This is a genomic window from Pseudomonas sp. LY-1 (genome assembly GCF_053502595.1).
Genome location: NZ_CP094353.1, coordinates 1,253,724 through 1,266,366, shown reverse-complemented (window position 1 = coordinate 1,266,366; position 12,643 = coordinate 1,253,724). Strand labels below are relative to the sequence as shown.

The following is a 12,643-nucleotide window of genomic DNA, read 5'->3' as shown; positions in this document are numbered from 1 at the left end:
CATTTTCGGATTAACCGCCCTCTCGCCCTGGAGCCTGATCGAATTGATCAGCGGCCTGGTGCTGCTGATCGTCGGCGCCGAAATCCTGGTGCGCGCCGCGGTGCGCCTGGCTGCCAGCCTCAAGGTCCGCCCGCTGATCATCGGCCTGACGATCGTCGCCTTCGGCAGCAGTGCGCCGCAGATGACCGTCAGCCTGCAAGCCACCCTCGCCGGCAATACCGACATTGCCGTGGGCAGTGTGATCGGCAGCAGCATTTTCAACATCCTCGTCACCCTGGGCCTGTCGGCGCTGATCATTCCGCTGCGGGTCTCGCGGCAACTGGTGCGCCTGGATATCCCGGTGATGATCCTCGCCGGCCTGCTGGTGTTTACCCTGGCGGCCAATGAAGAACTGACACCACTCGACGGTTCGCTGCTGCTCGCGGCCCTGCTGGCCTACCTCGGCGTGCTGCACTACCAGACCCGCCACTCACGGCGCCCGCGCACGCTGGACACGGTGGCCAAGGCGCCCTGGTTGAGCAGCGTATTGCTGATGTTCGGCGGCTTGCTGGTGCTGGTGCTGGCCGGGCATTTGTTGCTGGGTGCGGCGGTGGATGTGGCGAGCGACCTGGGCCTGTCGGAACGCATCATCGGCTTGACGCTGATCGGCGTCGGCACTTCACTGCCGTGCCTGGCCACCTCGCTGATCGCGGCCCTGCGCGGCCAGCGGGATATCGCCGTGGGTAACGTGATCGGCAGCAACCTGTTCAACCTGCTGGGCGTACTGGGGCTGACCGCGCTGCTCGCGCCCTCGCCGCTGTCGGTGTCGCCCAATGCCCTGGATTTCGACCTGCCGGTGATGCTCGGCGTGGTGGTGTTGTGCCTGCCGGTGTTTTATACCGGCTACCGCGTGACCCGTGCCGAAGGCCTGGTGCTGCTGGGCTTGTACCTGGCGTATGGGCTGCATGTGATGGCATTCACCACCGGCATGCGCCTGGCCAACAAACTTGAACAACTGATGCTGTATTACGTCCTGCCAGTGCTGGTGGCTTTCCTGTTGTTCAGCACGCTGCGAGCCTGGCGCCGCCAACACAAGAGGGAATCGCAATGACCGATCAGAAAAAGCCCGGAGTTGAAATGCGTCGTCAGGTGATGGGCGATGCGTTCGTCGACCGCGCCCTGGGCAACGCCACCGAATTCACCCAGCCGCTGCAGGACTTCGTCAACGAACATGCCTGGGGCAGCGTGTGGAACCGCGAAGGCTTGCCGCTGAAGACGCGCAGCCTGATCACCCTCGCCGCCCTCACCGCGCTCAAGTGCCCGCAGGAACTCAAAGGCCATGTGCGCGGCGCGCTGAACAATGGCTGCACCGTCGAAGAAATCCGCGAAGCGCTGCTGCATTGCGCGGTGTATGCCGGTGTACCGGCGGCGATCGAGGCGTTTCGCGCGGCGCAGGAAGTGATTGAGGCGTATCAGGCGGACAAGCAGTGATGGTCAGGTAGCTATCACCGGCACAGCTCAGATCCACCCGCCCGCCTGCAACACAAAAATCCCGATATTCGTGGTCACCGCCGCCATCAAGGTGGTGATCACGATAATCGCCGCCGCCAGCTCATGATTCCCCTGCGCCGCCCTGGCCATCACGAAGCTCGCGGCTGCAGTCGGTGCGCCGAAGTACAGGAACAGAATCCCCAGTTCCGGCCCGCGAAACCCGAGCAACCACGCCCCCAGGGTGGCGACCACCGGCAGCCAGACCATCTTCATCAAGCTCGCGCTCAGCGCCATGTTGCCGCTCTTGCGCAACGCCGCCAGCGACAAGGTGCCGCCGATGCAGATCAGCGCCAACGGCAACGTCATATCGGCCAGGTACTGCGCGGATTTTTCCAGCCAGCCCGGCAAGCCGATCTGGAAATAGGCGAACGGCGCGGCCACGATCACGCTGATGATCAGCGGGTTGGCCAGCACACTTTTGCAGATGCTCCACGGGTCGGACTTGATCACCGGGCTGTACACCGCCAGCACAATGGTCGACAGCGTGTTGTAGAACAGGATCACCAGCGCCGCGAGGATCGCGCCGAGGGAGATGCCGTAATCACCGTACATACTGGCCGCCAGCGCCAGGCCGATCACCCCGTTGTTGCCGCGAAACGCACCCTGGGCGTAGATGCCCCGGTCTTCACGCTTGCAGCGCAAAATCGCCCAGCCCCAGGCCAGGGCAAAGCTCAACAGCGTGGCGACGGCGAAGTAGATCAGCAAACCCGGCTTGAGCGCCGAATGCAGGTCGGCATGCAGGATGCCGAGAAACAGCAGCGCCGGCATGGTGACGTTGAACACCAGGGACGATGCCGTGTGGATAAAGCTGTCGTTGATCCAGTTGATGCGCTTGAGCAGCACACCGAGGAACAACATGGCAAACACCGGCGCGGTGATGGTGAGGGTGGTGAGGAAGATAACCAGCATGCCGGGGAGAACCTTGGTGGGCGTTGTTAGGGGGCTAATGATAAGCCATACGGCCCAATGGCGCCTGATAGACCGCTATCGGGGGCAAGCCCCCTCCCACATAGGGTCGCCGTTGTGTGTCTGACGCAGACTCAGTGTGGGAGGGGCGGTGCGACGACTCGACTTGCCCCCGATGAAGGCGTCAGACACACAACGGATGAACACCGCAGACCCTATGTGGGAGGGGGCTTGCCCCCGATAACGGCGACTCGGTCTCAAGTAATCGGCGCCGGGTTGAACAACGTAATGTCGTTATGCAGCTTGTGCTGCTCCGCCCACGTCTGCTTCCTGCCGCTGGCTACATCCAGGTAGAAGTGGAACAACTCCCACCCCAACTCCTCAATGCTCGCACGCCCGGTGGCGATGCGCCCGGCGTCGATATCGATCAGGTCCGGCCAGCGCTGCGCCAGCTCCGTGCGGGTCGAGACCTTCACCACCGGCGCCATCGCCAGCCCGTAAGGCGTGCCGCGCCCGGTGGTGAACACATGCAGGTTCATCCCCGCCGCCAGTTGCAAGGTGCCGCACACGAAGTCGCTGGCCGGCGTGGCGCAAAAGATCAAGCCTTTGCCCTTGAAGCGTTCACCCGGGCCGAGCACGCCGTTGATCGCGCTGCTGCCGGACTTGACGATGGAGCCCAGGGACTTCTCGACAATGTTCGACAACCCGCCCTTCTTGTTCCCCGGCGTGGTATTGGCGCTGCGATCCGCCTCGCCCTTGGCCAGATAACGGTCGTACCAGTCCATTTCCCGTACCAGTTCCTCGGCGATTTCCTTGGTTTGCGCACGAGAAGTCAGCAGGTAGATGGCATCACGCACCTCCGTGACTTCGGAAAACATCACCGTCGCCCCCGCTCGCAGCAACAAGTCCGAAGCGAACCCCAGCGCCGGGTTGGCGGTGATGCCGGAAAACGCATCACTGCCGCCGCACTGCATGCCCAGGATCAGCTCGGACGCCGGCACGGTTTCCCGGCGGCGCTGGTCGAGCTTCTTCAGGCGCACCTCGGCCAGGGCCATGATCTGCTCGATCATCTCGCTAAACCCGTGGCTGGAATCCTGCAGGCGATACAGCCACGGCTCGCTCAGGTCGACGGAACTGTCGTTGTCGTGCATCACCTGCCCGGCCTGCAATTTCTCGCAGCCCAGGCTGATCACCAGCGCTTCGCCCCCCAGGTTCGGGTTGCGCGCCAGGTTGCGCACGGTGCGGATCGGGATATACGCATCCGTCGCGGTGATCGCCACCCCGCAGCCGTAGCTGTGGGTCAGCGCCACCACGTCATCGACATGCGGGTACTTGGGCAGCAACTCGTCCTTGATGCGCTTGACCGCATGGTCCAGCACGCCGGTGACGCACTGCACGGTGGTGGTGATGCCGAGGATATTGCGCGTGCCCACGGTGCCGTCCGCATTGCGATAGCCCTCGAAGGTAAAGCCTTCCAGCGGCGCCTGGGCCTCTGGCACCTCGGTGGACAGCGGCAAGCTGTCCAGCGGCGGCGCGGTGGGCATGCGCAGTTGATCTTCCTGCACCCAACTGCCGCGCGGGATCGGCGCCAGGGCGTAACCGATGGTTTGGCCGTAGCGAATGATCCGACCGCCTTCGGGGATATCTTCGAGGGTCACTTTGTGGCTTTGCGGAATGAAATCCACGGTCACCAGGCCGTCCGGGAACTCGGTCCCGGCCGGTACACCCTGGTCATTGACCACGATCACCACGTTGTCGCGCTCGTGCAAACGAATCGAGCGCGGCGAGTCGGCATGTTCAATCAACTGCATCACACGGCCCCTTCAGGAATGCGCTTGGGTAAGGTTGGTCAACTCAGGCCCTTGGCTTGGCGGCTCTTTGAGCACCACGCGTTTGATCGGGCCGACAATCACCAGGTAACTGAACACTGCCACCAGCGCGTTCGCGCCGACAAACACCAGCGCCCATTTGAACGAACCGGTGGTGCTGATGATGTAACCGATGACAATCGGCGTGGTGATCGACGCCAGGTTACCGAAGGTGTTGAACAGGCCGCCACTGAGCCCGGCGATCTGTTTCGGCGAGGTGTCGGACACCACCGCCCAACCCAGTGCGCCAACGCCTTTGCCGAAGAAGGCCAAGGCCATGAAACCCACCACCATCCACTCGATATCCACGTAGTTGCAGGCCACGATGCTGCTGGAGATCAGCAGGCCGCCAATGATCGGCGCCTTGCGGGCGAAGGTCAGGGAATGGCCTTTGCGCAGCAGGTAGTCGGAGATCACCCCGCCCAACACACCGCCGATAAACCCGCAGATCGCCGGCAATGAGGCAATGAACCCGGCCTTGAGAATGGTCATGCCGCGGTCCTGCACCAGGTACACCGGGAACCAGGTCAGGAAGAAGTAGGTGATGCCGTTGATGCAGTACTGGCCCAGGTACACGCCGAGCATCATGCGGTTGGTCAGCAACTGGCGGATGTAATCCCACTTTGGACCGTCGGTTTTCTTACCCTTGCCCTTGTCCTGATCCATATCGACCATCGCACCGTTGGCCGCGATGTGATTGAACTCGGCTTCGTTGATCAGCGGATGCTGGCGCGGGCTGTGGATAACTTTCAGCCAGACCAGCGAGAACAGGACGCCGATCACGCCCATCACGATAAACACATGCTGCCAGCCGAAGCTGTAGACGATCCAGCCCATCAGCGGCGCGAACAGCACCGTGGCGAAGTACTGCGCCGAGTTGAAGATCGCCGAGGCCGTGCCGCGTTCGGCGGTGGGGAACCAGGCGGCCACGATGCGCGCGTTACCCGGGAAGGATGGCGCTTCGGCCAAGCCCACCATAAAGCGCAGCATGAACAGCGCCACGACTGCCGTGGAGACCCCGAACTCACCGACATAGCCTTGCAATATGGTGAACAGTGACCAGGTGAAGATGCTCAGGGCATAGACTTTTTTCGAGCCGAACCGATCGAGCAGCCAGCCGCCGGGGATTTGCCCGGCCACGTAGGCCCAACCGAATGCAGAGAAGATGTAACCGAGGGTGACCGCGTCGATGCCGAGGTCTTTTTGCAGGCTGGAACCCGCAATTGCGATGGTGGCCCGGTCGGCATAGTTGATCGTGGTCACCAGGAACAGCATGAGCAGGATCAAATAGCGGACATGGGTCGGCTTGGTCGCTTGCATGTAGAAGTACTCCCACTAATTATTTTTTTTGCGGGTGATATTTATGTGTTGCTGGACGCCGCCCCTGTAGGAGCGAGCTTGCTCGCGAAAAACTCAAAGGCACCGCGTGCCCCCTGAATGCCTGCGTATTCGTTGAAATTTTTCGCGAGCAAGCCCGCTCCTACAGTGTTACGAACCGATGTAGCTGGTTTTCACCACGGTGTAGAACTCTTGCGCATAGCGACCTTGCTCGCGAAAAACTCAAAGGCACCGCGTGCCCCCTGAATGCCTGCGTATTCGTTGAGATTTTTCGCGAGCAAGCTCGCTCCTACAGTGTTACGAACCGATGTAGCTGGTTTTCACCACGGTGTAGAACTCTTGCGCATAGCGACCTTGCTCACGCGAACCGTAGGATGAACCTTTACGGCCACCGAACGGAACGTGATAATCCACGCCGGCAGTCGGCAGGTTGACCATCACCATCCCGGCCTGGGAGTGGCGCTTGAAGTGGTTGGCGTATTTCAGCGAGGTGGTGGCGATGCCCGCCGACAAACCGAACTCGGTGTCGTTGGCCATGGCCAGCGCCGCCTCGTAGTCCGCCACGCGCACCACGTTGGCCACCGGGCCGAAGATCTCTTCGCGGCTGATCCGCATGGCCGCCTCGCTGTCGGCGAACAGCGTCGGCGCCAGGTAGTAGCCTTCGGTGTCGCAGGTCACCAGGCCGCCACCGCTCACCAGCCGCGCACCTTCGCTCTGGCCGATGTCGATGTATTTCAAGTCCTGGTCCAACTGGGCCTGGGAGACGACCGGGCCGATGTCGGTGCCGCTTTTCAACGCGTGGCCGACCTTGATCGACTTCATGCGCTCGGCCATGGCCGCGACGAACTGATCGTGAATACCGGCGGTGACGATCAAGCGGCTGGAGGCGGTGCAACGCTGGCCGGTGGAATAGAACGCGCTCTGTACCGACAGCTCGACGGCTTGCTTGAGGTCGGCGTCATCGAGAATGATCTGCGGGTTCTTGCCGCCCATTTCCAACTGCACCTTGGCCTGGCGCGAGACACAGCTGACCGCGATCTGACGCCCGACGCCGACCGAACCGGTGAAGCTGATGCCGTCGACTTTCGGGCTGTTGACCAACACATCGCCCACTACCCGCCCGCTGCCCATCACCAGGTTGAACACACCGGCGGGGAAACCGGCGCGGGAGATGATTTCTGCCAGGGCCCAGGCACAGCCCGGCACCAGCTCCGCCGGCTTGATCACCACGCAGTTGCCGTAGGCCAGGGCCGGAGCGATTTTCCACGCGGGGATGGCAATCGGGAAGTTCCACGGGGTGATCAGGCCGACCACGCCGAGGGCTTCGCGGGTGACTTCGACATTGACGCCCGGTCGCACCGACGGCACGTAGTCGCCGGACAGGCGCAGGCACTCGCCGGCGAAGAACTTGAAGATATTACCGGCGCGGGTCACTTCGCCAATGGCTTCAGGCAGGGTCTTGCCCTCTTCCCGAGCCAGCAGCGTGCCGAGCTCTTCGCGTCGGGCGAGGATTTCGCTGCCGACTTTATCGAGTGCGTCGTGGCGAGCCTGGATACCGGACGTCGACCAGGCCGGGAACGCAGCGCGGGCGGCATCGATGGCAGCGTTGACCTGGACGACATCCGCCTTGGCATATTCGCCAATGACATCGGACAACTCCGACGGGTTGAGGTTGACGCAATAATCAGCGCCAGCCACCCATTGGCCGTTGATGTAGTTTTCAAAACGTTTGGCTTGGGACACGAATCTTCTCCTGACGCAAAAGGCCGCTGATTGCTCAGCGGCCTTATAGATAAGTTATTGCGGGCCTTGCTGGTCGATCAGCGCGGCCAGGGCTTCGTATTCTTCCGGCAGCAGATCGGTCAGTGGCGTGCGAACCGGGCCGGCGTCATAGCCGACGATTTTGGCGCCCGCCTTGACGATGCTCACCGCGTAGCCGGCCTTGCGGTTACGGATGTCCAGGTACGGCAGGAAGAAGTCATCAATGATCTTGCCGACGGTGGCGTGATCGTCGCGGGCGATGGCGTGATAGAAATCCATCGCGGTTTTCGGAATGAAGTTGAACACCGCCGAGGAATACACCGGCACGCCCAGGGCCTTGTAGGCAGCGGCGTAAACCTCTGCAGTCGGCAGGCCGCCCAGGTAGCTGAAACGGTCGCCCAGACGACGGCGGATCGACACCATCAATTCAATGTCACCCAGGCCGTCCTTGTAGCCGATCAGGTTCGGGCAACGTTCGGCCAGGCGCTCCAGCAAAGGCGCAGTCAGGCGGCAGACGTTGCGGTTGTATACCACCACGCCGATCTTGACCGACTTGCACACCGCTTCCACGTGGGCGGCAACCCCGTCCTGGCTGGCTTCGGTCAAATAGTGCGGGAGCAGCAGCAAGCCTTTGGCACCGAGGCGCTCGGCTTCCTGAGCGTATTCGATGGCCTGGCGGGTCGAACCGCCGACACCGGCGAGGATCGGCACGCTGGTGGCGCAGGTATCCACCGCGGTCTTCACAACCTGGGAATATTCGCTGGCCGCGAGGGAGAAAAACTCACCGGTGCCGCCGGCGGCGAACAGCGCAGTGGCGCCGTAGGGAGCCAGCCACTCCAGACGTTTGATATAGCCGGCCTGGTGAAAATCACCCTGGGCGTTGAAATCGGTCACGGGAAAAGACAGCAGACCGTGAGAGAGGATGGACTTCAGTTCTTGTGGATTCATTATTCGAACACCCTGGGCAAAGACTTTCTGGCGAAAGGTTGTTGTTGGTTTTGCTTATGTCATACGTCATCGTACAACTATAAAATATTTCGTCAACTGCAATTCATCGAACCGCCTGTTGAGAGAGAGCGCATTGACGTAGGAGTTTTTTCCTCTATGCTCGAATAACTGTATATACATACAGTAATAAAGGAAGATTCCTACGACATAGCAAGGAGCTAACATGTCCGGTCTTGAACTCGCAGCACCCGCAGCACCCGCAAAAAACCTACCCTCCCTGCGTTTCGAAGGCGGTGAACACACTGCCATCGGCGACGACACACTGTTGCGCTTCGCCAAAGACGCCCCGGCGATTGCCGCCCGACTCGTCGAGCTGCACCTGCCCAACGGCCTGGCGCTGACTTACGGGCAAGTGATTGCCCTGGGCGGTGACTTTTATGGCATCCCCGGCCAACCCATCAGCGATGGCGCCTCGCCTGCCGAACGCGTGCAACGCTTTAACGCCGCATTCAACTCACTGGCAGGACTGCCGGCGTCACGGGAGGAAGCACACAAGATCCTGGCGGTGATGCAAAAGGAGATCAACGCGGTCAACCAGGCGATCAAGGACGGCAAATCCGCCCACGACGCCTACGCTGTGCTCGGAGATACGTTGTCTGAAGAGTGGAACCGCATCACCGGCGGCGGCAGCGCGGTCTCGGCACTGTTCCCCCTGGGCCGTTACTTGAAGCTGGCGGCGGACAACGCCGACCACTTTGGCGAATGGGCGTTGTCGGCTTACCTGGCCGGGCATACGGCGGCGCTGCAACAAGCCGTCATCGCCCATCAAAGCGGCACCGACCAGGCGCTGGAGCTGGCCTACGCGATGAACAGTTTTGCCGATCACTTCTTGACCGATCTGTTTTCCGCCGGCCACCTGCGCGTGCCGCGCAAACAGCTGGCCGCCGTGGTGACGCCTGGGGAGCTGGGCTCGCTGATCAGCCGCTTCATGCACGATGAAGACAGCAAGTTCGGGCTCAAGGTGCGCAATGCAGTCGGTGACGAGTGGCATGCCTACGGCGATAAACGCTATTTCGACGCCGGCGACGCGGCCAACCGGGCGCAGGTCAAACGCGCCGTGCAGGCGTCGGCCGATGAGGTCTTCGACGCGTTTATCAGCGGTGTCACGTCCTCCCCGGCCACCTTCAAGGCGCCGCTGTATGTGCCGGACCTGAATGCAGCACAGAACCCGGCGAATAACTTTTCGCCGCTGTTCAAGATGGAAGGCGACAAGGTGCTGCGACGCAAGGACGTGAATGACCTGAACGACAAACACTGGACTGCTGATTGGTGGGGGTGGAGTACGTACTTGCTGCTGAAGGACTACACACCCAATACGCCGGCTTGAGCCGTACCGTTTGTCGTGACTGTGATTTCTAACAGTTACGCCGATTTTCAACGAGGGCGATAACCCCGCATAGGAGCCAGGCTCTCTGGCTTCTGTGCAAAGGAGCACTCAATCATGACCATTGAAGCCCCGAGCCTTGTCGGCGACGCTTCTTGCCCGGCTCAAGTGAGCCTGGCAAGCGGCGCACGCATAAAGTTTTCCATCCCCGAGCCCAATGAGGTTCCCGCAAGCGCCCAGCTATCTATCATCGTAGGACCGGACCCCGAGTCCCCGGAAGCCGAAGGGCAGGAAAAGAACGCCGAACAGTACGACCCCAACAAGGAAGATTACGTGAAGGAGTCGAATCTCAAGCTCGATATCGCTGCCGATGACTTGAAGACATTCGTCAACCAAACGGTGCAGGTGCGATACGCGATAAACAGCGAATCGGGAAGGTTCTATTCTAAGCCGTTGATGATAACGGTCTCGCAGTGACACAGCGCTTATCCGCACCGCATCGCTCTCGTCGCAGGCACCAGACCTGCCCTGGGGACGTATCTGGACCGGTATTCACGGCCGTTTGCGCATGCAGATAAAGCAACACTCCACCCTCCAACACTGGCGTGTGAAGACCATGAAATACGAGCTCAATATGCCGGACGGCAAAAAAAAGCAGATCACCTTTGATGGCGTGATTTACAAAGGAGATATTCTCGAATTTGAAGGTGCCGCTACCCAATACGAGGTAGTTAAACGATTCCTCACCGTCCCGTTCGATCTTAACGAGCCCATCACTGATGTGGCACTTGAGGTCGTGACCTACCCTTAACCCCGCTGCGCCTCTGCTTCTTCGTGAGCATGGCGCAGCCGCTCGCGACTGTTGGTCAAATGCAAGCGCATCGCCGCCCGCGCCGCATCCGAATCCTGGCGCGCGATCGCTTCGTAGATTTCTTCGTGCTCGCGGCTCAAGCGCTTCATGTAGTGCTGCTGGTCATCCTGGGCCAGGCGTGCCGAGTTCAGGCGGGTACGCGGAATGATGCTGGTGCCCAGGTGCGTCATGATGTCGGTGAAGTAGCGATTGCCGGTGGACAGGGCAATCTGCAGGTGGAACTGGAAGTCCGACGCCACCGCATCGCCAGCATGGGCGGCGCTTTCATTCAAGGCGTCGAGGGCGGCACGCATGCCGGCCAGTTGTTCGTCGCTGCGGCGCAACGCGGCCAGGCCCGCGGACTCCACTTCCAGGCTGATACGCAGTTCCAGGATCGCCAGCACATCGCGCAGGGTCACGATGGTGGCCGGGTCAATGCGGAAACCGCTGGGGCTTGGCGTATCCAAGACAAAGGTGCCGATACCGTGACGGGTTTCCACTTGCCCCGCCGCCTGCAAGCGTGAGATGGCTTCACGCACCACCGTGCGGCTGACGCCATGGGCGTCCATGATCGCCGATTCGGTAGGCAGTTTGTCGCCACGCTTGAGTTGGCCGTCGCGGATCTGCTCGGACAACACCGTGACCAATTCCTGGGCAAGGCTGCGGCGCTTGCGGGGAAGACGAGGGGCGGTGTTGGTGTTTTCCATGTTGGGTCATCTTTCTTGGTGAACTGAACAGGCATCATAGCCCATGGCGGTTGTACGATCACCGTTCCAGGCATGACTTTCATCTACAACGGCCAGGCAAAAAAATGCCCCGGCAACCGCCGAGGCATTTTTCAGCCGCGCCCGAAGGCAAAAGCCGCTTACTTCACCACTTTCAGACTCGGCCGGCCGCTTGGACGCGGTGGCTCGGTATCCGGTGGCGGCACATCATCGCCATCTTCCCCGTCGATCGCTTCGTCATCCTCGAAAGGCGACTCCAGATCGAACACCATGCCTTGGCCATTTTCCCGGGCGTAGATCCCGAGGATGGCGCCAATCGGCACGTACAGCGTATGCGGCACACCGCCGAAACGCCCTTCGAAGCTGACTGCCTCGTTGTCCATGTGCAGGTGGCGCACTGCGCTGGGCGATACGTTCAGCACAATCTGCCCGTCGCTGGCAAAACCCTGCGGAACCTGAACCGCAGGAAACTCAGAATTGACCAGCATGTGCGGGGTGCAATCGTTGTCCACAATCCACTCATAGAGCGCGCGAACCAGGTAGGGTCGACTGGAGTTCATCAACGGCTCCTTAAGCCTTAGCGCATATCGCGTTCGACACCAGACAGACTCGCCTGGAAAGCCTCACGCGCAAACTGGCGCTCCATGTAATCAAGCAGCGGCTTGGCCGGCCGCGGCAGTTCAATGCCCATAATCGGCAAGCGCCAGAGTATGGGTAATAGGCAGCAATCCACCAGGCTTTGTTCCTCACTGAGGAAAAAAGGCTTGTCGGCGAACAATGGCGAAACGCCCGTCAGGCTCTCGCGCAATTCCTTGCGCGCCACGACACGGGCCGCCTCTTTGCTGCGCGAATCCAGAATCAAATCCACCAGCCCGCACCAGTCGCGCTGAATCCGATGGATCAGCAGGCGGCTGTTGGCACGCGCCACCGGGTACACCGGCAGCAAAGGCGGATGCGGGTAACGCTCATCCAGATATTCCATCACCACGGTTGACTCCCACAACGCCAGGTCACGATCGACCAGGGTGGGCAAGCTGCCGTAAGGGTTCACTTCGATCAGCTTCGGCGGGTGACGACCCACCTCCACACTGATGATCTCGGCGCTGACACCCTTCTCTGCGAGCACGATGCGTACTCGGTGGGAATAGTGGTCGGCGGGGTCGGAGTAACAGGCCAACCGATTGGTCACGCCCATGGCGGTCCTCCTCGCTTGTTGAAATTATCGAAAGCTCAAAAACGAGCGCGCCCAGAGAGCATCTCAGTAGTACCTGATGACCAGGTCGCTACGGGTTAGAGATGCCGCTGGGCGCGCAAGATTAACAGCAATTGCTTA

Annotated in this window: 13 protein-coding genes; 5 read left to right on the top strand and 8 right to left on the bottom strand. The window is 61.0% G+C overall.

Annotated features, from left to right (window positions below):
- The first annotated feature begins 43 nt into the window (after positions 1–43).
- Together MOQ67_RS05760 and MOQ67_RS05755 are read left to right on the top strand one after the other, a co-directional pair.
- Positions 44–1,090 (top strand): calcium/sodium antiporter, encoded by a 1,047-nt coding sequence (locus tag MOQ67_RS05760; RefSeq protein ID WP_017845408.1) that lies wholly within the window; start codon positions 44–46, stop codon positions 1,088–1,090.
- Positions 1,087–1,470, top strand: coding sequence for a carboxymuconolactone decarboxylase family protein (locus tag MOQ67_RS05755; protein WP_017845409.1), 384 nt, complete (start codon positions 1,087–1,089; stop codon positions 1,468–1,470). Before MOQ67_RS05760 ends, MOQ67_RS05755 begins: the two co-directional genes overlap by 4 nt.
- 27 nt (positions 1,471–1,497) lie before the next feature.
- Here the strand turns inward: MOQ67_RS05755 and MOQ67_RS05750 are convergent, their stop codons facing one another.
- The 5 genes from MOQ67_RS05750 to kdgD form a co-directional block, all read right to left on the bottom strand.
- Positions 1,498–2,439: an AEC family transporter gene (locus MOQ67_RS05750; protein WP_126585797.1), complete on the bottom strand. Its 942-nt coding sequence runs from the start codon at positions 2,437–2,439 to the stop codon at positions 1,498–1,500.
- A 254-nt stretch (positions 2,440–2,693) separates the two neighbouring features.
- Positions 2,694–4,247: a galactarate dehydratase gene (garD, locus tag MOQ67_RS05745; RefSeq protein ID WP_198717378.1), complete on the bottom strand. Its 1,554-nt coding sequence runs from the start codon at positions 4,245–4,247 to the stop codon at positions 2,694–2,696.
- A 12-nt stretch (positions 4,248–4,259) separates the two neighbouring features.
- Positions 4,260–5,624, bottom strand: a complete 1,365-nt coding sequence (locus MOQ67_RS05740) for an MFS transporter (protein ID WP_046384693.1) — start codon at positions 5,622–5,624, stop codon at positions 4,260–4,262.
- A gap of 315 nt (positions 5,625–5,939) precedes the next feature.
- On the bottom strand, positions 5,940–7,385 hold the full coding sequence (locus tag MOQ67_RS05735; protein WP_079442861.1) for an aldehyde dehydrogenase family protein: 1,446 nt from the start codon (positions 7,383–7,385) through the stop codon (positions 5,940–5,942).
- Between the two features lie 54 nt (positions 7,386–7,439).
- On the bottom strand, positions 7,440–8,351 hold the full coding sequence (gene kdgD, locus MOQ67_RS05730; protein ID WP_046484710.1) for a 5-dehydro-4-deoxyglucarate dehydratase: 912 nt from the start codon (positions 8,349–8,351) through the stop codon (positions 7,440–7,442).
- A 223-nt stretch (positions 8,352–8,574) separates the two neighbouring features.
- Here kdgD and MOQ67_RS05725 point away from each other — a divergent pair, with 223 nt between their 5' ends.
- From MOQ67_RS05725 to MOQ67_RS05715, 3 genes are all read left to right on the top strand, one after another.
- Positions 8,575–9,738 carry a phospholipase gene (locus tag MOQ67_RS05725; protein ID WP_198717377.1) on the top strand — a complete coding sequence of 388 codons (1,164 nt, stop codon included), beginning with the start codon at positions 8,575–8,577 and terminating at the stop codon, positions 9,736–9,738.
- A gap of 114 nt (positions 9,739–9,852) precedes the next feature.
- Positions 9,853–10,212 (top strand): hypothetical protein, encoded by a 360-nt coding sequence (locus MOQ67_RS05720; protein ID WP_198717376.1) that lies wholly within the window; start codon positions 9,853–9,855, stop codon positions 10,210–10,212.
- 139 nt (positions 10,213–10,351) lie between these two features.
- A complete protein-coding gene (locus MOQ67_RS05715; RefSeq protein ID WP_032804233.1) occupies positions 10,352–10,546 on the top strand; it encodes a hypothetical protein in 195 nt (64 codons plus the stop codon).
- Here MOQ67_RS05715 and MOQ67_RS05710 read toward each other — a convergent pair.
- The 3 genes from MOQ67_RS05710 to MOQ67_RS05700 all read right to left on the bottom strand — a co-directional run bounded on the left by MOQ67_RS05710 (position 10,543) and on the right by MOQ67_RS05700 (position 12,505).
- Positions 10,543–11,292: a FadR/GntR family transcriptional regulator gene (locus MOQ67_RS05710; RefSeq protein WP_017845418.1), complete on the bottom strand. Its 750-nt coding sequence runs from the start codon at positions 11,290–11,292 to the stop codon at positions 10,543–10,545. The two genes, MOQ67_RS05715 and MOQ67_RS05710, sit on opposite strands and share 4 nt — an antisense overlap.
- A gap of 158 nt (positions 11,293–11,450) precedes the next feature.
- Positions 11,451–11,870, bottom strand: a complete 420-nt coding sequence (locus MOQ67_RS05705; protein WP_017845419.1) for a ClpXP protease specificity-enhancing factor — start codon at positions 11,868–11,870, stop codon at positions 11,451–11,453.
- Positions 11,871–11,887: 17 nt separating this feature from the next.
- A complete protein-coding gene (locus MOQ67_RS05700) occupies positions 11,888–12,505 on the bottom strand; it encodes a glutathione S-transferase N-terminal domain-containing protein (RefSeq protein WP_010568030.1) in 618 nt (205 codons plus the stop codon).
- Positions 12,506–12,643 lie beyond the last annotated feature (138 nt).

Coding starts and splice junctions, on each gene's coding strand:
- MOQ67_RS05755 (WP_017845409.1), top strand. CDS start 1,087: ATGACCGATCAGAAAAAGCCCGGAGTTGAAATGCGTCGTCAGGTGATG.
- MOQ67_RS05750 (WP_126585797.1), bottom strand. CDS start 2,439: ATGCTGGTTATCTTCCTCACCACCCTCACCATCACCGCGCCGGTGTTT.
- garD (WP_198717378.1), bottom strand. CDS start 4,247: ATGCAGTTGATTGAACATGCCGACTCGCCGCGCTCGATTCGTTTGCAC.
- MOQ67_RS05740 (WP_046384693.1), bottom strand. CDS start 5,624: ATGCAAGCGACCAAGCCGACCCATGTCCGCTATTTGATCCTGCTCATG.
- kdgD (WP_046484710.1), bottom strand. CDS start 8,351: ATGAATCCACAAGAACTGAAGTCCATCCTCTCTCACGGTCTGCTGTCT.
- MOQ67_RS05725 (WP_198717377.1), top strand. CDS start 8,575: ATGTCCGGTCTTGAACTCGCAGCACCCGCAGCACCCGCAAAAAACCTA.
- MOQ67_RS05720 (WP_198717376.1), top strand. CDS start 9,853: ATGACCATTGAAGCCCCGAGCCTTGTCGGCGACGCTTCTTGCCCGGCT.
- MOQ67_RS05715 (WP_032804233.1), top strand. CDS start 10,352: ATGAAATACGAGCTCAATATGCCGGACGGCAAAAAAAAGCAGATCACC.
- MOQ67_RS05710 (WP_017845418.1), bottom strand. CDS start 11,292: ATGGAAAACACCAACACCGCCCCTCGTCTTCCCCGCAAGCGCCGCAGC.
- MOQ67_RS05705 (WP_017845419.1), bottom strand. CDS start 11,870: ATGAACTCCAGTCGACCCTACCTGGTTCGCGCGCTCTATGAGTGGATT.
- MOQ67_RS05700 (WP_010568030.1), bottom strand. CDS start 12,505: ATGGGCGTGACCAATCGGTTGGCCTGTTACTCCGACCCCGCCGACCAC.